The organism is Haloarchaeobius marinus (genome assembly GCF_051207415.1).
Classification (GTDB): domain Archaea; phylum Halobacteriota; class Halobacteria; order Halobacteriales; family Natrialbaceae; genus Haloarchaeobius.
In genome coordinates, this window is sequence record NZ_JBPKGD010000003.1 from 543,481 (window position 1) to 563,761 (window position 20,281).

General features: G+C 67.8%; 21 protein-coding genes. 14 read left to right on the top strand and 7 right to left on the bottom strand.

Annotated features, from left to right (window positions below):
- Positions 1–70: 70 nt before the first annotated feature.
- The 9 genes from ACSC1W_RS14780 to ACSC1W_RS14820 all read left to right on the top strand — a co-directional run bounded on the left by ACSC1W_RS14780 (position 71) and on the right by ACSC1W_RS14820 (position 11,131).
- On the top strand, positions 71–775 hold the full coding sequence (locus ACSC1W_RS14780) for a helix-turn-helix domain-containing protein (protein ID WP_435348307.1): 705 nt from the start codon (positions 71–73) through the stop codon (positions 773–775).
- 59 nt (positions 776–834) lie between these two features.
- A complete protein-coding gene (locus tag ACSC1W_RS14785; protein WP_435348308.1) occupies positions 835–2,259 on the top strand; it encodes an ABC transporter substrate-binding protein in 1,425 nt (474 codons plus the stop codon).
- 16 nt (positions 2,260–2,275) lie between these two features.
- Entirely contained in the window at positions 2,276–3,085 is an 810-nt protein-coding gene (locus ACSC1W_RS14790; RefSeq protein WP_435348309.1) for an ABC transporter ATP-binding protein, read from the top strand.
- Positions 3,082–3,780, top strand: a complete 699-nt coding sequence (locus ACSC1W_RS14795; RefSeq protein ID WP_435348310.1) for an ABC transporter ATP-binding protein — start codon at positions 3,082–3,084, stop codon at positions 3,778–3,780. The genes ACSC1W_RS14790 and ACSC1W_RS14795 overlap by 4 nt, the downstream gene beginning before the upstream one ends.
- A complete protein-coding gene (locus ACSC1W_RS14800; RefSeq protein WP_435348311.1) occupies positions 3,777–4,784 on the top strand; it encodes a branched-chain amino acid ABC transporter permease in 1,008 nt (335 codons plus the stop codon). Before ACSC1W_RS14795 ends, ACSC1W_RS14800 begins: the two co-directional genes overlap by 4 nt.
- The gene (locus tag ACSC1W_RS14805) at positions 4,774–6,192 is read left to right on the top strand and encodes a branched-chain amino acid ABC transporter permease (protein WP_435348312.1); all 1,419 of its coding nucleotides are present in this window, start codon (positions 4,774–4,776) and stop codon (positions 6,190–6,192) included. Before ACSC1W_RS14800 ends, ACSC1W_RS14805 begins: the two co-directional genes overlap by 11 nt.
- The gene (locus ACSC1W_RS14810; RefSeq protein ID WP_435348313.1) at positions 6,189–7,214 is read left to right on the top strand and encodes a 3-oxoacyl-ACP synthase; all 1,026 of its coding nucleotides are present in this window, start codon (positions 6,189–6,191) and stop codon (positions 7,212–7,214) included. The genes ACSC1W_RS14805 and ACSC1W_RS14810 overlap by 4 nt, the downstream gene beginning before the upstream one ends.
- A gap of 176 nt (positions 7,215–7,390) precedes the next feature.
- The gene (locus ACSC1W_RS14815) at positions 7,391–8,989 is read left to right on the top strand and encodes a tryptophan--tRNA ligase (protein WP_435348314.1); all 1,599 of its coding nucleotides are present in this window, start codon (positions 7,391–7,393) and stop codon (positions 8,987–8,989) included.
- A gap of 123 nt (positions 8,990–9,112) precedes the next feature.
- A complete protein-coding gene (locus tag ACSC1W_RS14820) occupies positions 9,113–11,131 on the top strand; it encodes a hypothetical protein (protein ID WP_435348315.1) in 2,019 nt (672 codons plus the stop codon).
- A 20-nt stretch (positions 11,132–11,151) separates the two neighbouring features.
- Here the strand turns inward: ACSC1W_RS14820 and ACSC1W_RS14825 are convergent, their stop codons facing one another.
- The 3 genes from ACSC1W_RS14825 to ACSC1W_RS14835 form a co-directional block, all read right to left on the bottom strand.
- Entirely contained in the window at positions 11,152–11,502 is a 351-nt protein-coding gene (locus ACSC1W_RS14825) for a DUF7521 family protein (RefSeq protein WP_435348316.1), read from the bottom strand.
- Positions 11,499–11,849, bottom strand: coding sequence for a helix-turn-helix domain-containing protein (locus ACSC1W_RS14830; protein ID WP_435348317.1), 351 nt, complete (start codon positions 11,847–11,849; stop codon positions 11,499–11,501). Before ACSC1W_RS14830 ends, ACSC1W_RS14825 begins: the two co-directional genes overlap by 4 nt.
- A gap of 67 nt (positions 11,850–11,916) precedes the next feature.
- Positions 11,917–12,564: a class I SAM-dependent methyltransferase gene (locus ACSC1W_RS14835; RefSeq protein WP_435348318.1), complete on the bottom strand. Its 648-nt coding sequence runs from the start codon at positions 12,562–12,564 to the stop codon at positions 11,917–11,919.
- 137 nt (positions 12,565–12,701) lie between these two features.
- Here ACSC1W_RS14835 and ACSC1W_RS14840 point away from each other — a divergent pair, with 137 nt between their 5' ends.
- Positions 12,702–13,436: a hypothetical protein gene (locus tag ACSC1W_RS14840; RefSeq protein ID WP_435348319.1), complete on the top strand. Its 735-nt coding sequence runs from the start codon at positions 12,702–12,704 to the stop codon at positions 13,434–13,436.
- 52 nt (positions 13,437–13,488) lie between these two features.
- Here the strand turns inward: ACSC1W_RS14840 and ACSC1W_RS14845 are convergent, their stop codons facing one another.
- Positions 13,489–15,840 carry an ATP-dependent DNA helicase gene (locus ACSC1W_RS14845; protein ID WP_435348360.1) on the bottom strand — a complete coding sequence of 784 codons (2,352 nt, stop codon included), beginning with the start codon at positions 15,838–15,840 and terminating at the stop codon, positions 13,489–13,491.
- 209 nt (positions 15,841–16,049) lie between these two features.
- Between ACSC1W_RS14845 and ACSC1W_RS14850 the strand changes: the two genes are divergently transcribed.
- Positions 16,050–16,628, top strand: coding sequence for a DUF1684 domain-containing protein (locus ACSC1W_RS14850; RefSeq protein ID WP_435348320.1), 579 nt, complete (start codon positions 16,050–16,052; stop codon positions 16,626–16,628).
- A 118-nt stretch (positions 16,629–16,746) separates the two neighbouring features.
- Here the strand turns inward: ACSC1W_RS14850 and ACSC1W_RS14855 are convergent, their stop codons facing one another.
- The gene (locus ACSC1W_RS14855; RefSeq protein WP_435348321.1) at positions 16,747–17,427 is read right to left on the bottom strand and encodes a class I SAM-dependent methyltransferase; all 681 of its coding nucleotides are present in this window, start codon (positions 17,425–17,427) and stop codon (positions 16,747–16,749) included.
- Positions 17,428–17,579: 152 nt separating this feature from the next.
- Between ACSC1W_RS14855 and ACSC1W_RS14860 the strand changes: the two genes are divergently transcribed.
- From ACSC1W_RS14860 to ACSC1W_RS14870, 3 genes are all read left to right on the top strand, one after another.
- Positions 17,580–18,029 carry a DUF2391 domain-containing protein gene (locus ACSC1W_RS14860; protein WP_435348322.1) on the top strand — a complete coding sequence of 150 codons (450 nt, stop codon included), beginning with the start codon at positions 17,580–17,582 and terminating at the stop codon, positions 18,027–18,029.
- 159 nt (positions 18,030–18,188) lie between these two features.
- Positions 18,189–18,767, top strand: a complete 579-nt coding sequence (locus ACSC1W_RS14865; protein ID WP_435348323.1) for a DUF7090 family protein — start codon at positions 18,189–18,191, stop codon at positions 18,765–18,767.
- A gap of 20 nt (positions 18,768–18,787) precedes the next feature.
- On the top strand, positions 18,788–19,096 hold the full coding sequence (locus tag ACSC1W_RS14870) for a nucleoside triphosphate pyrophosphohydrolase (protein WP_435348324.1): 309 nt from the start codon (positions 18,788–18,790) through the stop codon (positions 19,094–19,096).
- 150 nt (positions 19,097–19,246) lie between these two features.
- Here ACSC1W_RS14870 and ACSC1W_RS14875 read toward each other — a convergent pair whose 3' ends face one another.
- Together ACSC1W_RS14875 and ACSC1W_RS14880 are read right to left on the bottom strand one after the other, a co-directional pair.
- Positions 19,247–20,026, bottom strand: coding sequence for a DUF7089 family protein (locus tag ACSC1W_RS14875; RefSeq protein ID WP_435348325.1), 780 nt, complete (start codon positions 20,024–20,026; stop codon positions 19,247–19,249).
- Complete coding sequence (locus ACSC1W_RS14880) at positions 20,026–20,118, bottom strand: hypothetical protein (RefSeq protein WP_435348326.1); 93 nt, start codon at positions 20,116–20,118, stop codon at positions 20,026–20,028. Before ACSC1W_RS14880 ends, ACSC1W_RS14875 begins: the two co-directional genes overlap by 1 nt.
- Between the last annotated feature and the right edge of the window lie 163 nt (positions 20,119–20,281).

Sequence of the window (20,281 nt, forward strand, 5' to 3'; positions counted from 1 at the left end):
GAGTAGTGTGCCCGGACGACAACGCTTATGCCCTGTCACGTCGCTATGTGAACACTAGTCACAGACTATCATGATAGATATCTCGATGGACATGCAGCAGTACGACTGCCCGTTCATCGACACCACGACAGACCACGAGGTGGCGTTCGCGGCGGCACACTGGGAGTTCCATCCGGTCGCCTCCGAACTGGAGTGTCGGATGGTCGTCGAGGGGGCGGACAGGGGCGCACTCGACAACGGCCTGCACGCGCTACAGTCACACGACAACATGCACGACGTCTCCTTGCTGGCCAAGCGCGAGAACGTCGCCCACCTGAAGACGGTGATGGGCCAGACGGACGCGATGGGGACCATCCGTGGCAACGACGGCTACATCACCGGTCCGTTCTACATCGAGGACGGGAGCGAGACGTGGCACGTCGGGTTCGACGAGGAGCGACTGGCCGACGGCACGCTCTCCGAACTGGAGAAGCACAACGAGTTCGACGTGCTCGAACGCGAGTCGGTGACCCTGCCGTCGATGAACGACATCGTCCAGAACGCCGGGGCCGCGATGACGCTCATCGACGGGTGCCGGGACCTGTCCGACGTCGAACGGACGACGCTGGAGACGGCGGCGAACGAGGGCTACTTCGAGAGCCCGCGCCAGACGACCCTCGGCGGTCTGGCCGAGGAGTTCGGCGTCTCCAAACCCGCCGTCTCGAAGAACCTGCGACGCGGTCAGCAGAAGATGGTCGAACGGGTCGTCGACGCGCTCTCGGACCTCGACGAGTAGGTAGCTCGTTCACATGTTAACCTCGCAATTCTTGCGGCTAGTCATTCGTAAGTCTCAGTATGTCGCGCGTGAGCATCTCACGGAGACGAATGCTGGGAACGCTGGGCGCGCTCGGGACGACCGGGCTCGCCGGATGCACGAGTGGTGGGAACGGAACTGACACGCCAGCGACCGACGGAGGGACGACCACCGGCGGTGGGGGCACGAAGACGACCTCGCAGGCCGACGTCTCCGCGTCCGGGACGGTCACGGTCGGCGTCATGCAACCGATGTCCGGCGACCTCCAGTACTACGGGATGCAGTCCATCTGGGGCTTCCTCTCGGGGCTGGCCTACCGGACCGACACCGACCCGCTGACGGACATCACGACGGGGACGAAGACCATCGAGGACGGCGACGTGACCTGGGAACTCGTGTTCAAGGACACGCAGTTCTCGGCCGACGAGGCCCAGACGGCCGCGACGGACCTCGTCCAGCAGGACGACGTCGACGTGCTGTTCGGCTGTTCCTCGTCCGGGTCGGCGACGCGAGTCGCCCAGACCGTCGTGAACACGTCCGGCGTCGACGTCCCGTTCATCGCGGGGCCGGCGGCCTCGGCCGACATCACCGCGAACAGCGAGACCTGCTCGGACCAGGTGTTCCGCGCCAACGAGAACACGGCGATGGACGCCCGGTCCGGCGGTACCTACGCCGCCCAGGAGACGGACATCCAGCGCGTGTTCCTGATGGGCGCCGACTACTCGTTCGGTCGCGCCGTCGTGAACAACTACCGGACGGTGCTGGAGGACAACGGCATCGATATCGTCGGCGAGCGGTTCGTCCCGCAGGGCTACTCCGAGTTCGAGGGGCTGTTCGAGGCCGCGGTTGACGCGAACGCCGACGCGGTCGTCCCCGGCTTCACGGTCGCCACGCTGCCGAACTTCATGACGACCGGGGCGAACTACGACATGCGCATCTTCGGTGGCTTCGCCACGGAGATCACGAACGCGGTCGTCGGGCAGATCCTGACGAACCTGCTCGGCGAACCGCTGACCGCCGAGAAGATCCGTGACTCGCGCATCGGGCCGTTCACGACCCGGTACCACTGGAACCAGTACGACAACGAGATCAACTCCGCGTTCGTCGACATGTACACGGGCGCCTACGGGAAGGTGCCGGACCTGTTCACCTCCGGGACGTTCACCGCGGCCTCGTCGGTCCACCAGGCGGTGCAGGCCTCCGGGTCGACCGAGGGCATCGACATCGCGGACGCGATGCGGGGGATGACGGTCGCGGACACCCCGAAGGGCGCGGACGCGTACACCTACCAGGAGTACAACAACCAGGCGCGCTCCGAGGTGACCGTCGCCTACCCCGTGCCGACGAGCGACGAGTGGGCGGGCAGCTGGGGAGCCAGCATCATGCCGGGCCAGCCGGTCGCCCGCGTCGGCAGGGACAAGACGACCATCCCGGCCGACGACGACCAGATGGGCTGCTCGCTCTAAGCGAATGACCGCTCAGGTGTTACGAACCGACGGTGTAACGAAGCACTTCGGCGGCGTCACGGCCGTCGACGGCGTGTCGTTCGAGCTCGCGTCCGACGAGTGCTGTGCGCTCATCGGACCGAACGGGGCCGGGAAGACGACGTTCTTCAACCTGCTCACGGGGACGCTCGACCCATCGACGGGGAGCGTCGAGTTCCGCGACGGCGACGGGTGGCTGGACGTGACCGACTACGACCCTCACGAGACGGCGAGCGCCGGCGTCCACCGGTCGTACCAGATAACGAACCTGTTCCCGACGACGACGGTGCTGGAGAACGTGCGCGTGGCGGCACAGGCCCACGGCGACGCCACGATGCGCTTCTGGCGGAACGCCGACGCCTTCCCCGAGTACGTCGCCGAGGCGGAGACCATCCTCGACCGGGTCGGCCTCGCCGGGAAGGCAGACGTGGTCGCCCAGAACCTCAGCCACGGCGAGAAGCGCCAGCTCGAACTCGGCGTCGCCCTCGCCGGCGACCCGGACGTCCTGTTGCTGGACGAACCGGCGGCCGGCGTCTCCTCTGAGAGCGTCGACGAGGTCGTCGACCTCATCGACGACGTCGCGGACGACCACGCCGTGTTGCTGGTCGAGCACAACATGGACGTCGTGATGGACCTCGCCGACCGCATCGCCGTGTTGCACCAGGGCGAACTCATCGCGGACGGCCCGCCGGAGGCGGTCCGGGAGGACGACGCGGTCCGGAAGGCCTACCTCGGTGGCTACGACCCAGAGGAGGGCCTCGACGACCAGGCGAACGGGGACGGCTCCGCCGGGGGTGGCGTCGCGTGAGCCACCTGCTCGAACTCGAGGACGTGCACACGTACTACGGGGAGAGCCACATCCTCGAAGGCGTCTCGTTGCACGTCGACCCCGGCGAGACCGTCGCGCTGGTCGGCCGGAACGGCGTCGGCAAGACGACCACCCTGCGGACCGCACTGCAACTGACGCCGCCGCGCTCGGGCACCGTGCGCCTGCACGGCGACGACGTGACCGGAGCCGAGACACACGACGTGGCACGCGCCGGCATGGGCTGGATTCCCGAAGACAGGCGGATGTTCGGCCAGTTGACCGTCGAGGAGAACGTTCGCGTCGCGGTCAAGGACGGCGTCGGCGTCGACGCCCACCTCGAACGCGCGTTCGAGGCGTTCCCCGACCTCAGGGAGTTCCGCCACCGGAAGGCCGGCAACCTCTCGGGCGGCCAGCAGCAGATGGTCGCCATCGCCCGGGGGCTGGTGGGCGAGAACGAACTGCTGCTCGTCGACGAACCCAGCGAGGGGCTCGCACCGCAGATCGTCGAGGACGTGGCGAACGCGCTGCGTGCGGTCTCGGACGAGGCCTCGCTGCTGCTCGTCGAGCAGAACTTCCCGCTCGCGATGGACCTGGCGGACCGGTTCTACCTGATGGACCACGGCGAGGTCGTCCACTCGGACACGACCGACGGCGTCAGTGCCGACGACGAGGAGATACGGAGGTACCTGACGTGATTCTCCTCGCCTCGCTCGTCGACGCCATCGCGCACTTCCTCGACCCGTCGGTGCTGGCGCGCGTGCTGTTCGACGGGCTCGCGAAGGCGTCGCTGTACGTGATGATCGCCGCCGGACTGACGCTCATCTTCGGACTGATGGGCGTGCTCAACTTCGCGCACGGCTCGCTGACCGCCATCGGGGCGTACCTCGGTGGGCTCGTGATGGTGACATTCGCCGCGAGCGCGACCGGCAACGTCGGGCGCATCGCCCTGTTCTTCGTCGCTATCGTCGTCGTGTTCGCACTGCTGACGGCGTTCGGCGGCGCGCTGGAGGTGACGCTCATCCGGCCGCTGTACGACCGGCCGCCGCTGTACCAGATACTGCTGACCTTCGGCGTCACGCTGGTGCTCGAGGAGCTGTTGCGCATGGTGCTGCTGTTCTACGACGTCCAGCCGTCGACGGACTGGCTGGAGGCCCAGGGCACCCGTCCGGACATCATCTCGGAGACGCACGACGTGCTCGGCCTGAGTGTCGAGGGGCTGGAGGTGTTCCAGATACTGCTGGGCATCGTCGTCACTGCCGGCGTCTGGCTGTTCCTCACCCGGACCCGGTACGGGCTCTACATCCGGGCCGGAAGCGAGGACGGCGAGATGGCACAGGCCCTCGGCGTGAACGTCCACCAGGCGTTCACCGTCGTCTTCGGCGTGGGCGTCGGCATCACCGGCGTCGCCGGTGCACTGTTGATGTGGGACAGCGCGTGGGCGGCCAGCATCGACCTCGGTGCGGAGGTGCTGCTGCCCGCGTTCGTCGTCGTCATCGTCGGCGGTCTCGGCACGTTCCGGGGCACCGTCGTCGCCGGCCTGCTGGTCGGCTTCGTCGACGCATTCACGACGGAACTGTTCACCAGCGACATCGTCGGCTTCTCCGCGCTGCCGGAGCTGTTCATCTTCCTCATCCTGGTGGGCACGCTCGTGCTGCGACCGCAGGGGCTGTTCGGCGTCGAGGAGGTGGGTGGCCATTAGCGACCCGACCGACGCGCCAGACGATGGTGTGGCTGCGTCGACGACCGAACCCGACGGCGGCGCAACCGCGACGGCCGACTCCGCCGACGTCGCGAGCGAGACGGCCACCGACGAGCACTACCTCGTCGAGTACCTCCGCAAGCACGTCGCACACGCGCTCGTGGTCGGCTTCTTCGGGCTCTACCCGTTCGTCTACACGTTCCTGCTCGGCTCGCCAGTCGGGGCGGAGATGGCGATGTTCCTGCCGCGCGTGCAGACGATGATAACGGTGTTCTACTTCGGCCTGTTCGCGATGAGCTTCGACTTCATCAGCGGCTACACGGGGTACCTCTCCTTCGGCCACTCGGCGTTCTACGGCCTCGGGGCGTACTTCGTCATCCTCGTCGCGAACGGGCAGGTGCCCCTGCTTGGCTCGGGGACGCCGTTCGTTGTGCTCTTGCTGCTCGGGGGGTTCCTCGCCGTGGTCCTGGCGCTGCTTATGGGCGCGGTCGCGTTCCGGCTGACCGGCGTCTACTTCGCGATGATCACGCTCGGGTTCGCCCAGATCCTCTACGTGTTCTTCTCTAACTGGGACTACCTCGGCTCGAACCCGGGGGACGGCATCGCCGTCGTCGGTCGCAGCGACGGGTTCGCCGTCGGCGTGCCCTACGTCGACTCGCTGAACATGACCATCGGCCAGCTCCAGGGCGACACGTTCACCTGGGGGATGGACTTCGCACAGATGACCGGCATCGGGGCGCTCGAACCCATCAGTCACACCATCGCCCTCGGTCCGGGCGAGGTGTCGTACTACATGGTCGGGCTGGTCGTGCTCGTCTGTTACTTCACGATGCAGCGAATCATCCACTCGCCGTTCGGGCGGGCGATGATAGCCATCCGCGAGAACGAGGAGCGCGCCCGTGCGGTCGGCTACGACACGTTCCGCGTGAAGATGGGTGCGTTCGCCATCTCGGGCTTCTTCGGGGCCATCGCCGGCGGCCTGTTCGCGGGCTACCGGACCTCGGTCGCGCCGGAGAACTCCTTCTACTTCCTCACCGCCGGGGACGCGTTGCTGGCGTCCATCATCGGCGGCTTCGGCACCGTCGCCGGCCCGCTGTTCGGCCGACTGTTCCACGAGGGACTGCACGAGTTCCTCACGAAGGAGGGTGGTGGCCTGCTGCCGTACCTCCGCAGCCACCTCGGCGAGGGGACGCTGAACACCGTGCTACTCGACGGCTTCACCGTCGGCGAGGGCATCGAGGTGTTCCTCAACGGTCGCGCCGGGCTCTACATCGGCCTGCTGTTCGTCCTGTTCGTGCTGTACGTGCCCAACGGGTTGCTCGGGACGGTCCGGGCGCACCTCGGTGGGACCGTCGCCGAACGCGCCGCCGACGCCGTCGAGGCGCGCGTTCGGGGGTGGAAGCTGTGACCGGCGAGTCCGTCGCACTCACCGGCTACGGGACGTACGTCCCCGACGAGACGCTGTCGGGTGAGGCGGTCGCCGAGGCAAGCGGGGTTCCCGTCGACGTGGTCGTCGAGAAGATGGGCCTCCGGCAGAAGCACGTCTGTCCGCCCGACGACGACCACGTGACCGACATGGCCGTCGCGGCCGGCGAGGACGCACTCGCCGACGCCGGCCTCGACGCGACCGACCTCGACCTCGTGCTGTACCACGGCAGCGAGTTCAAGGACCACGTCGTCTGGTCGGCCGCCGCCGCCGTCGCCGAGCGACTCGGCGCGACCGACGCCTACGCGAACGAGTCCTACTCGCTCTGTGCCGGCGCACCCCTGGCCATCCGCCAGACGAAGGCGCAGTTGCTCGCCGACCACGTCGACAGCGCCCTGCTCGTCACCGCCAGCCGCGAGGCGGACCTCGTCGACTACGGGAACGAGCGCTCGTCGTTCATGTTCAACTTCGGGTCCGGCGCGAGCGCGATGGTGCTCGAAGCCGACCCCGACGACGAACGGGTCCGGGCCACAGTCGGCGAGAGCGCCGCCGTCACCGACGGCTCGTTCGCCGGCGACGTGGTGATGCCCGCCGGCGGGTCGAGGCGCCCGCCGAGCAGGGAGACGGTCGAGACGGGGCTGCACGCGCTCGACGTGCCCGACCAGCCGTCGATGAAGGAACGCCTCGCCGAGGTGAGCCTCCCGAACTTCCGCGAGGTCGCCCACACCGCCATGGAGCGCTCCGGCGTCGACTCGGTCGACTTCGTCGCGCTGACGCACGTGAAACGGTCGTTCCACGAGCACCTGTGCGACGACCTGGGCTGTGACCCCGCGACCGACGCCTACTACCTCGACGACTACGGCCACGTCCAGTCGGCCGACCAGGTGCTCGCGCTGGACGAGGGGCTGGCACGAGGGCGGGTCGAGCCCGGCGACGACGTGCTCTTTCTCGCCGCCGGGACGGGCTACACCTGGGCCGCGACCTGCCTGCGCTGGCAGGACTGACGGGTCCGGCCGACACGTTCTGGCCGACCCGGTCCGACCAGACGACGAGACGGGTCCCGCGTCGCCGAGTTGGCCGTCGTGGCCGAGCGACTGGTCGCCCGGACGGTGCGATAGCGCCAGATTCGGACCACAAGCGAAGCTTTTTGCGCGCGCCGCCGTCATCCTCGGGTAGTCAAATGACGCGCGATTCCGAGTCTTCTCTGCGTCCGGACGGCGGGGAAACGGCGGCCGAGGGAGCCGACGACCTGGCGCTGGACCCCTGGGGCTCTTCGACCGTCTCGGACTATCGAAAGCTGTTCGAGGAGTTCGGCATCGAGGAGTTCGACGAGGTGCTCCCCGAGGTGCCGAACCCGCACTACCTGATGCGGCGCGGGGTCATCTTCGGACACCGGGACTACCGGGCGGTGACCGACGCGATGCAGGCGGGGGACCCGTGGGCCGTCCTCTCCGGGTTCATGCCGACGGGCGACCCGCACATCGGCCACAAGCTGGTGTTCGACGAGATAATCTGGCACCAGGAGCGCGGCGGCGAGGCGTACGGCCTCATCGCCGACCTCGAAGCGCACTCGGCGCGGGGGCTGACGTGGGACGAGATCGACGAGCACTCGCGTGACTACCTCCTCAGCCTGCTCGCGCTCGGGTTCGACCCCGAGGACGGCGTCCTCTACCGGCAGTCAGAGAACCGCGAGCTGCAGGACCTGGCGTTCGAACTCGGCATCGAGGCGAACTACTCGGAACTGCAGGCCATCTACGGCTTCGACGGCGAGACGGACGTCTCGCACATGCAGTCGGTCGTCACCCAGATGGCGGACATCCTCTACCCGCAACTCGGCGAGCCGAAGCCGACGGTCATCCCGGTCGGGCCGGACCAGGACCCGCACATGCGACTGGCCCGCGACCTGGCCACCCGGATGCGCTTCTTCAAGGTGACCGAGGCGTACGCGAGTTTCGAGGCGGACGACGCCGAACGCGAGTTGCTGGCCGAGGCACACGAGACGCTGGCCGACGTCGCCGACGGGGCGACCATCCGGTGCGTCCACGCCGCCCAGTACCTCGCCCACGGAGCGGACGCGGTGGACTTCGACGTGGAACGACCGTCGGTCGACGTCCCCGACATCGAGGAGTCGGCGCGGGCGAGCGCCGTGAAGAAACTCCGGTCGGCGGGGATGGAGCCGTTCCGCCCACGAACGCGCTTTTTCGACCGCAAGGCGACCGACGAGGCGTTCGAGGCGCTCGTCGACGCCGTCGAGGGCGAGAAGCGTGTGTACGAGGGCCACGTCGACGCCTTCGACCTCGACGTCGCCGAGGCCGAGGAACTCGCCCGGGAGGTCGAGGTGGACAACGGCGGCTACGGCTTCATGCTCCCGTCGTCCGTCTACCACCGGTTCATGACGGGGTTGACCGGCGGGAAGATGTCCTCGTCGGTGCCGGCGAGTCACATCAGCCTGCTCGACGACCCGGAGGACGGGTACGACAAGGTGAAGTCGGCGACGACAGGTGGGCGCGAGACGGCCGAACTCCAGCGCGAACTCGGCGGCGAGGCCGACAAGTGCCCGGTGTACGAACTGTACGCCTACCTGCTCGCCGGCGACGACGACGAGTTCGCGACGAAGGTGTACGACGAGTGCGTCGGCGGCGAACGACTCTGTGGCGACTGCAAGGAGCAGGCCGCCGGGTTGATGCGCGAGTTCCTCGACGAGCACCAGGAGAAACGGGCGGAGGCCGAGGAACTGCTCGACGACCTGGACATCGTCCTCGACACCGACAGGGCGTGAGCGTCGCCGGACGTCGGGTATCGCGACCGCCGCGAGACCGCCGAGACGTGTCAGACAGTCACCAGATTCGTTCAGTCTCGATTGAAGAAAATTTTAACCGGCGGGTCCACCAATCGGTGACGAATGGGTTCACGGACGCGTCGCGACAGGGACAACGATGTGGTCGTCTGTGCGGACGTACTCGGCGCGTTCGGCGTCTCCAGCGAGGCGGTGCGCGACCTGACGGACGCCCCCGAGCAGGCGCTGGAAGACGCCCTCGCGGCGGCGCTCCGCGACGCCGACCACCCAACCGAGTTCCTCAAGGAGACCCTCGCGACCACCGACCGGGGCATCGACGCGCCGGCCCGGTACTGGCGGCACGCGCCCGTGCGCTACCTCGAATCCGTCTTCGACGCCATCGACTGGTCGTTCTCGATCAGGGACGCCACCGGCGCTCCGCTCTCGCCCGACGGTCCCTCCCCGGAACCGTTCACGCTCTCGCTGACGGACGCGAACGACGTCACCCGCGAGACGTCGTTCGACTACCCGCCGACCCCGCTCGACGACTACAACCTCCCGGCGCTGGTCGACGCGGTCAACGTGCGTCTGCTGTACGGCCTCGACTGCACGTTCGTCCAGTTGTCGGACGGGACGGACCGCTGGCGGTTCGCGCTCGTGGAGACGGACGAACTCGACCGCCTGCGAGAGCGCTACGGGCTCCGCGTCGAGGTGTTCGACCGGCCGTTGCTCACCGCCCACCAGCCACCGGCGTACGTCCCGGGCGACGACGGGGACGACGTACCGTTGCCGGACTGGGTCACGACGAGGCCCGACCGGTCGCTCGACCTGAGTGGCTATCGCCCGGCGGCGGAGGAGACGACCACCGACCCGAGAGCCGAGGTGGACGTGGACGCCATACTGGACGAGGCCGAAGGTACGGACGAGACCGAAGGTAAGGACGAATCCGAGGTGGCGGTCCAAAACACCACGACGACCGGTGATACCGCGACGGCCGACGACACCGCGACGGCCGACGATACCGCGACGGCCAACGACATTGCAACGACCGGTACCACCGTCGTCGCCGACGACGGCCTGACCGGTGGCGACGCCACCGCACGCTACGCCGAGTTCGTCGGCGAGGAATCGGACGACGGCGGAGACGGGTCCCGCACAGCGGTGCGACGGGGGGACGGTCAGGACTGGACGGAATCCGGTACCGCTGGCGGCGACGCCGGCGACGGTAATACTGGTGACGCTGGCGAAACGACGGTCGTCGACGGCACTGGCGAACCGACGGTCGTCGAAGCCGATGCCAGCACGACCCCCTTCTGGGAACGCGACGACGACTGGTCGCTCGACGCCGTCACGGTCGAGGGGCCTGCAGGAACCGGGAGAGACGCCGACGACGAAGACGAGACTGGGGACGACGGTGCGACCGCAGGTGCAGGCGACGTGACCAGCGGCGCGGAGGACGGTCCGACAGACGCGGTCAGCGACGATAGCGGCGAATCGGGCGACGACGACCTCGAACTCGTCGGAGCCGGCCCGACGGTCTCCCGGTCGGCCGAGACCCTCGACGACGACCTCGAACTCGTCGGGGCCGGCACGACGGTCTCCCAGTCGGCCGAGAACCTCGACGACGCCTTCGCGGAGGTCGAACGGGCGGTGGCGACGGAGTCCGTCGGCGACCCGGTGGACGACGAGGACGACGACGATTCGTTCGACGCAGACGACCTGGAGGCGTTCAAACGCGACTACTCGGAGGCCCGCGTCAGCGACGAGAGTTTCGGCATCGGTCTCAGCATCGACGGAGACGACGACGGACACGACGAGGATGACGGGGGCAACGTCGACGACGGACACGACTACGACGCCGACGACACGCACGACGCCGACGACACGCACGACGCCGACGACACGCACGACGACCAGTTCACGACCTCTGGCGCACCCGTCGACGCGGATTCCAGCCCCTCGGTCGGCGGACTGCTCGACGACGACGACGGGTTCGTGCCCGAGTTCCCGAAGGGCGAACCGGAGGAGGTCCGCATCGAGTTCGACGAACCGCCCGACTCCGAGTCGTCGGGCGACCGTCGTGAGACCGACGAGGGCTTCGTCTGGGTCAACGAAGGGTCGGTCGACGCGGACCGGTCGGAGTGACCGGTCGCGCGCTCGGTTTTTTACCAGCGAACGTACAGCGACGCGAGGATGCTACACAGACCCGCAAGTTCGAGGAGGTGCTCCACCGTCAGGACGACCATCAGCACCTCGTAACTGGGCCCACCGCCGGACACCGGGGCGCCGAAGGGACCGACCACGAGCTCGGCGACGGTCGAGAAGAGGGGTGCGACCAGCACCAGCAGGAACAGACCGACCGCGAGCAGGAGCATCGGCCGACTTCCGTTCTGGCGGTAGCCCTGCACGGCCTTGCCGACGATGACCAGCGCGACCAGCAGCGCGAGGACTTGCACCGCCGCCGGGAGGTACACCAGCGCCTCGTGCGTGGCGTTGCCGAGGATTCCCGTCATCATCGAAGCCCCTCCCAGAGGTCGGTCAACCGGTCCGCCTGGGCGTCGCGGTCTATCACCTCCGTCTCGACTGTGAACCCGTCCGCTGTCAGCCGAGCGGCCATGCCCTCCAGTCGGGCGCTGTACGCGGTATAGTGATCGCCGTCGTCCGATATCCGGTCACGGCCGTCGAGCAGTCCCGCGTCGAGCAGTCGGTCGATGCGGTCGTACACCGTCGAGTTCGCGGCGTCGATGTGGTCGGCTAACATGGGTGCAGACATCCGCCGGTCGGCGGTCGCGATGAGGATAGCCCGCGCGTACTCGTCGGCCAGCAGTTCGAACAGTTCCGACGGGGGCAGTTCCTCTCGCACGATTCACAGTTCTCACCGGTCCCGGATATAGTCGACGCGCAGTTCGCGGGTCGCGAACTGCCCCTCGTCACGGGGCCTTCCGGACGTACACCGCCGGCCCAGACCGCCGCGCGTAGGGTTCGTCGCTGGCACCGACGGCGCTCCAGTAGCTTCGCGGCCTGCGGCCGAGTACCTCGGCGATGCGGTCGTACGAGAGCAGGTTCTCGCCGCGTGCGACGAGGGAGAACGCCTCGCGCTTCTCCGGGGGTGCCTCCTCGGTCACCCACGTTCGCGTGTACCGGTTCGGGTAGTTGACAACGAGCGTCCCGCCGGGACGAACCCGGTCGAACAGCGCGCGGAGCGCACCTTCGGCGTCTGCTACGAAGTACAGCGTCGCCATCGAGTAGACGAGGTCGAACCGGCGGTCGACGTCGAGGTCCGGAAGCGAGTCCACGGCGAACTGGAGGTTCTCGAGTCCCTCGTCGGCCGCGCGCTGACGGTTCGCCTCGACGACCGAGGGTGCGACGTCGTAGCCGTAGAACTCCGTGTCGGGGTACCTGGGGGCGAGTTCGAAGGGTACCAGCGCCGGCCCGCACCCCACGTCCGCCACCGACGACGGGACGCCCTCGCGCTCGAAGAACGTCTCCAGGTGGTCGGGCATGTCGTCACCCCCGATGTAGGCCCCCCGGTCCCAGTCCGTCGCCGCGTAGAAGTCCGCCTCCCAGTCGAAGGGCATGGATAGAACTCCCCGCGAGCCACGGAATAGCGTTGCGGTCGGAACGCGACCTGCCCCGGTCACGTCGACGCATTGACGGGATTGAATTTGACCTCGTGTACGAAAGAATTAACTTTGCCTGTGTCAGTATCGGAGCTATGACTGTGGGCAGGTCTGGCGGGCGGCCGACCGGCATCGGCGTCGTGGACGCCGGACTCGAGGCCGTCTACGAGGCACTCGGCGTCGGCGGCGAGGACACCGAACCGGAGGCCGACGATTCAGAGCCAGACGAGACGGACGTCGACGACACCGACGAAGTCGAGAGCCACGGACCGGCCGAGGGGTTGACGTTCCCCGATGCGGAGACCGGCCACGACGGGACCGACGACGACGCCGATTCGATCGACTTCTCGTTCAGTGGCGACGTGATGTCCCCGACCGTCCGGGTGGCGAACGACTCCTTCGGTCTGGACGACGTCCGCCGTGACGACCCCTACGAGTACTACGAGACCGCCCACGACGAGTTCAAGGCCGTCGCGGAGGACGTCGAGTTCGAGGGGAGTATCGACGACCTCGAACTGGACGAACTCATGCTCGGCGACGCGATGGGAGTGGCGCTCGACGACTCGATGGAGAACGTCGACTTCGACGACCTCACGGCCGACGGACCGGTCGAGTTCGTCGCCGACCACCCCGCCGCTGCCGACGATGTCGACGCCGTCTGGGACCCAGGAATCGACCGGGAGCTGGCCGAGATACTCGGTCTCCCGCCCGTGTTCGATGGCGACGGCCCCGACATGGACGGGTTCACATTCGGTCGTGCGGACGCGGGCATCGTCCCCGACGGGCAGGACCCCGCCACATTCGACGACGGATTCGACTGGTCGACCTGATTCGTGAGCGTCCGTCGGCTGCTCTGCTCCACCCACGAGGCCTCCATCGGTCCTACTTGCTCGACCAGAATCGGTCCAGCCCGAGGTCCAGCATGTCCGGGCTGACCGGCTGGAACTCCTCGCGCTCGCCGGGCGGGAGGTACTCGCGGACGGAGTCCCAGGAGTCCCGTGCGTAGCGCGCGTCGACGAACACGCGGACGCCGACCTCCTCCGGGCCGCGGATCACGCGCCCGACGGCCTGTCTGGCCTTCCTGACGGCAGGGACCGTCAGGGCGTACTCGAAGCCGTCGCCGAAGGTGTCGTCGTAGGCGCGCGTGACCGCCCGAGTGCGGGGCGACGACGTGTTGATGAGCGGAACGCCACAGACGACTGCGGCCGAGAGTCGGTCGCCCCGGTAGTCGACGCCCTCGGTGAGCGTTCCCCGGAGGCTGGTGACGAGGACCTTCCCCTCGCCGGCGAAGAACTCGTCCTTCAGCGACTCGGTCTCGCTGTCGGCGCTGGACTCGTCGAGGAGGACGGGCTTGTCGAGGCGGGCCTCGCAGACGCCGGCGATCCACTCTGCCTCGCCGTAGTTCGGCATCCCGACGAGGACGTTGCCCCGTCGGCCGGCCACGGCACAGACGGCGTCGGCGTAGGTCTGGCGGGTCCGGTTGTCCTCGCCCGGGTCGCCGCGGTTGTCGTAGGTGAACTTCGGCGCGTCGACGGCGAAGGACTCGCGGTTCGACCCGGGGAAGTGCAGGCCGTACGTCCGCGTCTCGACCGGCCGACCCTCGGATTCGAGGTGTTTCAACCCCGTCACCTCGGCGAACGCGTCGAGCGGTTCGAGCGTCGCACTCATCAGGACGCCGCCGCCGAACTCGGCCAGGTGCTCGCCGATGACGTCCGAGGGGACGCAGTTCTGGATGGCGAGGCGGGCGTTGTACGCACGTCGCCAGGAGTCGGTCGGTTCGGTGTCGTCCCACGTCCGGTCGAGTTCTATCTCGCGGAAGTAGTCCGTGTGTCCGCGATGGAACCACGCCGAGAGCGTCCTGGCCGTGCTCTCGACGGCACGGGCCTTCTCCTCCTCCTCGGCCTCGTTCAGCACCCGGGCGACGACGGCGGCCACCGAGGGGAGGTCGGTCCACGTCCCCCCGTCGTAGCCCGCCTGCTCTGCCCACTCTGTCAGTTCGTCCGGGGCGGGGCGTTCGGGGTCCCGGAGGGGGATCTCGTCGTCTGGGAGGTCGGTCAGGTCGGCGCGCCAGCTCCGATGTTCACGGTCCAGGTGGCTGGTGACCCGCCTGTCGAGTTCCTCCCTGACGTCGGTGACGAACGACCGGGCGTGTTTCAGGTCGTCGAGACTCACGTCGGAATCGGCGAGTTCGCCACGGACGAGGTCGGCCCCGGCGGTCGTGTGCCTGCTTGGGGTTCCGGTACCGTCGTCGAACTCGACCGGCTGGATGACCCTGGTCAACTCGGCTTCGGCGTCGCGAAGGGTGGCATCGGCGACCCGGTCGCTGACCAGGTCCCTGACACGCGGTTCGAGCATGTGCGCCTCGTCGCAGACGACGAACGTGGAGTCGTCGAGCAACGCGCCGGTGAACGAACCGGTCGTCCGGGGGTCGAAGGCGTGGTAGTAGTTCCCGACGACGACCTCTGCGTGCCCGAGCAGGACGCCCATCAGCGAGTGCGGGCAGGTGCCGAACTCCATGCCCTTCCCGACGAGGTCCTCCGGTCGGAGCAGGCCGGTCTCGGTGAGGTCGAACGGCACCGCCTCGGCCGGGTCGCCGTCCTCGGGCAGGTCCGCGAGGAACCGGGCGTAGAACGGGCAGAACTCGACGTCGCCGCCGCCGACGTCGAACTCGGGCATCGTCCGGGGGTACGGCGAGGGTTCGCCAGCGCTCTCGAGGTACGAGGCGGCGCCTGCGCCTGCGCCCGAACTCGCGATGTCTATCTGCTGACTCCGTGCCTCGGCCGCCAGCGACTCGGCCGTCGTCGACCCACCCTCGCCCGCGAGGTCGCGGGTTCGCTCGCGGAGGGAGTCACACCGGTCGTAGACGTTCTCGTCGTCGATGCCGCCCGTGTTCTCCCGGTTGTACGGGCAGACGTCGGCCTTGCCGACGAGCGTGAGCGCCGAGACGGGGTCCCAGTCGTCCGGCAGGTTCGCGTTGATCGTCTCGACGTCGTCCTCGAACTGCCGGAGTTGCTGTTTGACGCTCGTGAGGACGAGGACGCGCTCGTAGTCGCTGTCGGGGTCGCGGACGAGGTGGATGCCGGCGGTCAGCGCGAGCATGGTCTTTCCAGTCCCACAGGCACCCTCGACCACGGTGAACCCGCCCTCTCGTGCGGTCTCGATAGCGGTCTCGATGCCGTCGACCTGCTCGTCGTACGGCGCGTCGTGTCCGAAGACCGTCCGCCATCCGTCCATCTGGATTCCGTTCATCGTTCCCCGTGCATAGGCCTGTCGGAGGGTGGGTCGGCATCGGTCAAAAAGAGTGACACGGGTCGGGGTCGGAGGTCGCAGCCGGCTCTCGAACAGCACCATTCGACTGCCGGCACAGAATGCCCGACCGCCGACGCGTTGCCCCCGACTACCGGGAGCGCAATGCCTACCGGTCTCGACGCGAAACGAGAGGTATGAGCGACTCCGAGGCCGGTCCGGGGGACTTCGACGTCGACGAATGGCGCACCGAACTCGAGGCGAAGCGCGCGGAGAAGGACGAGTTCTTCGCCTCGCACCCGCACTCGCCGATTCCGGAGGCGGAGCGCGAGGCGTTCGACGGACTGGAGTACTTCGACCCGGACCCCGCGTTCCGTGTCGAGGCGACGGTCACCCTCGTCGACGAGGACGACGACTCGGTGTACGTCATGGACACGACGACCGGTGGCGAGCAACGCTACCTGAAGGTGGCCGAGTTGACGTTCGAACTCGACGGCGGGACGTACGCACTCGGTGGTTACCGCCAGTCGGGCGAGGAGCGCGAGACGCTGTTCGTCCCCTTCCGGGACAAGACGACCGGGCAGCAGACCTACGGCGCCGGTCGGTACATGGAACTCGAAGCCGAGGGCGAACTCGAGGACGGCGACACGATACCCATCGACTTCAACCTCGCGTACAACCCGTTCTGTGCGTTCAACGACGCCTACGCCTGCCCCCTCCCGCCCGCGGAGAACTGGCTGGAGGCCCTCGTCGAGGCCGGCGAGAAGAAGCCGTGACCGGTCGGCCCAGGGCTGGAGCGATTGCTGGTTTCGATGGCAGTGCTGGTGACGAGGCCTGCGCTGCCATCGATGGCAGTACCGGTGTCGATGCCAGTGCTGCTGACGAGGCCAGCGACTACGGCGCGACGCCGACGGTCAGCAACGTCCCGAACGTGCGGTAGCGCTCGACCATGTCCTCGCGGGCGTCCCAGTCGTCGGTCGGGAACTCGTCGGCCGGCGGGATCTCGATCTCCCGGTCCGGGACGTTGTCCTGGCCGGCGACGTACAGGCCCGCCTCGCGGAACGCCTGTCGGTACTGCTCGGCGCTCCACAGGGTCATGTCCACCTCGATGAACTCCTGCCACTCGTGGGAGTGGACGTTCTCCTCGTAGTAGTTCACTGCACAGTAGAACGTCCCGCCGGGTCCGAGGACCCGGGCGACCTCCTCGAGCGTGTGTACCGGGTCGGCCGCGTAGTAGAACGCCTCCATCGACCAGACGTGGTCGACCGAGTCGGTCGCGAAGGGCAGGTCGTCGAAGTCGCCGACGACGTAGGCGACGGCCTCGTCGTCGGTGTACGACCGGGCGTTGGCCGCCATCTCGGGCGACCCGTCGAGTCCGTAGACCCGACCCGCGTCCTTCGTGTCGCGGAGCGCCCGGCCGGCGTACCCCGACCCGCACCCGAGGTCGAGGACCACGTCGCCTGCCTCGACCGGCATCCGGGCGAGTGCGTGTTTCGCCGTGTGCCAGTGGCGCTCCTCCATCCCCCTGTCTCGGCCGTCCTGGGCCCACGCGTCGAACTCCTCGCGAACACTCATGGTCCCCGGTTCGGAGCGCCCCGACAAAACGGGTTCGACACGCCGAAGTCCGACATATCCGGGGGACACGCGCCGACGTTCGACCCGAAACGGAGGGCGGCGGAACCGGACCACGCGAACCGCTTAACACCCATGCGAACGGACTGGACGGTATGGTCGGGTCACGGAGACGGTACCAGTTGACGGACAGCGCACAGCAGGTCGTCGGCGGGTTCCTGCTTGCCGGCCCCTTCGTCGTGACAGAGGAGGTGTGGGTCCTCGCCGCGAGCATGGAGTGGTTCCACGCGTTCGTAACCGTGGCCATCGTCTTCAGCATCGGCTACGGCGCGCTGTACAAGGCCGACGACGACCGCAACCCCGACCGGGAGGCCGACGTCGCCGGCATCCCCGTCCGGTTCGTCTCGCTGATGCTCGTCTCGTTCGGTTCGGTCGCCATACTGGCACTGGCATTCGACGCCCCGACGACGTTCCTCGTCGAGGGCGACGAACCCATCCTGACGGACCCCACCACAGTCGAGGTGGTCCAGACGACGCTCACCGCCATCGCCGTCGGGGCCATCTTCAGCGTCGTCGGGGCGGCTACCGCCGACTCGCTCCTGTGACCGCCCGACCGAACTGAGCGCATCCGACCGAACGCCGAGGGCGGACGGGGTTGCCGTGAGCGCGTGAGAACGTACACCGTCCGCTGGAGGATGCCACCGGCTACCGTACCGCAGTTGGCCACCCGCACGCTTAAGTTAACTCCGCCGGTTTCCGCCAGTATGGACTACGCGCTCGGAATCGACGGGGAGGACCGGACCGTTCCAGGGGGAACGAGTGTCCTGCTGGTCCATCCGTCGACAGGCGAAACCGACCGAATCGACACCGACTTCCTCCGCGACGACACCGACAACTTCCTCGTCATCTCGACCCGAACCACCGCCCGCGAGGTACGCCAGAAACTCGACTACTACGACGTCGACGAGTCGAAGGCGGCCATCCTCGACACGCTGAGCGTCGAACGCGGCTACTCCCGACGCTCCAGCGATCGGGTACACTACGTCTCCGCACCCGACGACGTCGCCGGCATCGTCGAACAGGCCGAGCGGTTCTTCGACGCGCACGACGGGAAACTCCGTGTCAGCTTCGACTCCATCACCGAACTCGCCTACTACGCCGGCGAGGAGGAGGCCCGCCAGGCGGTCGAACGACTCGTCGAACTCCTCGAGGCGAACGATGCTGTCGGCCTGTTCCACCTCTCGGACGAGGTTCACTCCGACGAGACCGAGGCTGGCTACCGCGACCTGTTCGACGTGGTCGTCGACCTGGACGTCGAGGGCAACGTCGAGATCGTGAGCTGACGATTCCCGAGAGCACTTCTATGGAACGCTACGGCAAACTCGTCCGGGACCGTATTCCGGCGGTCGTCCGCGAGAACGGCGAGACGCCCGTCTTCCACGCCGTCGAGGGTGAGGACTATCGTCGACGACTCCGCGAGAAGCTCGTCGAGGAGGCTACCGAGTTCCGCGACGACCCGAGTACCGAAGAACTCGCCGACGTCGTCGAGGTGGTCGAGGCGATACGTGCCGCCGAGGAGGTCGAGGACGCGGCGCTCGAATCGAAACGACGGGCGAAGCGCGACGCTCGTGGTGGGTTCGAGGAGGGAATCGTCCTCGACCGGGTAGAGTGAGCATCGGGAACGGAGCGTCAGGAACGGAGCGTCAGGAACGGAGGGGTGGCGAGTATTCGTCCAGACAGAGGGCGCTCCCCGGCGAGAATCGATGACGCGCCGCGTCGGTATGGAGGCCACGTGACGCGTCAGTATGGGTGACGCGACGAGTCAGTCCAGCTGTTCGAACGTCTTCTCGGCCCACTTGACCGCGAAGGCCGCACCTCGGTCGCGGTAGGCCGCCGAGTCGAGCGCGCCGAACGGCGTCGGCAGTTCGAGCGCGTGCTTTATCGCACTGCAGGCCAGTTCCGTCGCGTCGGCGAAGTCGGTCTCGCCGAGCGCGACCTCTCGTGAGAGGCCGTCGAGTCGCCCCTCCAGGCGACGCCCGGCGTCCTGCCAGGCGTCGCCGAGTTCGGGTTCCTCGTCCAGCCACCCGGCGAACGTATCCCGCGTGTGAAGCCCAAGCCAGCCGCGGTACAGCGCTGCTGCGACCTGGTACGTGGCGTTCGGGTCGAGCGGAACGGCGGCGTCGAGTGCGCGGTAGTGCTCGCGGAAGAACCCGAGGAAGTGCTCCGGTCGGTCCAGTCCGGTCTCGACCAGCGCCTCTGCGACGAGGAAGTCGACGAACGCCGCCGGTGACCCCTGGACCCGCGGTTTCACGATGACGACGGGGGGCTCCGTCTGGTGCGTCCAGACGACGCTCCCGTCGCCCGGTGCGCCGATGGTGAAGTCGCCCCCGGCGAGTCGATAGAGGAGTTCGGGCGCGTTCTCGGGAAGCCACTCCGAGGGGTACGTCGTGGGGTGGAGCGAATCGACCAGGAGGCCGAGGTCCTCGGCCTGGGCCGGTGGCAACGTCTCGAAGTCGCTGGCTGCGTCGAGGACGATGGCGTCCGGGGCGTGTCGCTCCCGGACCGAAGCGACCGGAGGAGAGAGGATTCGTTCTTCGAACATCAGGCGATTCCGAGGGACGCGACCACCAGTGCGATGGCCAGCGCTCCGGAGATTCCAACCGTCGCGAGCACGATTTTCGTGGCGTCGCTCATATCCGAGCAGTGCGGGTGCGACCGCATAAAACCATCAGTTCCGGATTCTCACGTGGTTCCACCATTTCGGGTGGAACCAGTATCGTCGTATTTTCGGGTTCTAACTGGTTTTAGAGCGGGTTTCGAGTGGAAACAGTAGGGTGGCAACGGTTCCCACGGCCCG